Origin of the sequence: Sphingobium quisquiliarum P25, assembly GCF_000445065.1 — a bacterium.
Lineage (GTDB): Bacteria > Pseudomonadota > Alphaproteobacteria > Sphingomonadales > Sphingomonadaceae > Sphingobium > Sphingobium quisquiliarum.
Window position 1 is genome coordinate 1 of the sequence record NZ_ATHO01000086.1, and the last position, 518, is coordinate 518.

Here is a 518-nt window from a genome sequence, read left to right on the forward strand (position 1 = left end):
TGCTCCCACTGACTTCATCAATTTGAGTCACTTTCTCCTTGTAGGGAATAAATAATTCTTTCTTTTGTGATTCGTTCTCTTCATATAAATAGAAACAGTAAACATGGTTTTCCTTTTTTGTAAAAGCAACTTGGTCTAAAAAATAAGGAGCGGTAATTCTCGTACCATAAACTGCCTCACCATATTTCTTTAGCCATTCTCCCATTTCTTTGATCCTATTAATAGCATTCTTCGCAATTCTTCCATCAGGTTGAGGTGCAACGTTTAGGGCAAGATTACCGCCTTTCGCAATAATTTCGATAAAAAGATGGATTAATTGGCGTGTGGGTTTATAATCGTCTTCATAGCGAAAGGAAAAGCCCGTTCCCATTGAAATACAGCTCTCCCACGGAACTTGCAGGGGTTGATCTGGAACAGTTTGCTCAGGAGTTAAGATATTCTCGTATGGCCCGCCAACTGTACGGTCAACAGTTAATAGCCAAGGTTGCTTTTCTCGCATCCTTGTAACGATCTCTTCA

The 518-nt window shown here is 39.8% G+C and carries 1 protein-coding gene; it reads right to left on the reverse strand.

Features of this window, described 5'->3' with window-relative positions; genetic code table 11:
- Positions 1 to 499 (reverse strand): alpha-L-fucosidase (locus L288_RS42370; protein ID WP_236613024.1); only part of this gene is annotated, 499 nt, incomplete at its 3' end.
- Between the last annotated feature and the right edge of the window lie 19 nt (positions 500 to 518).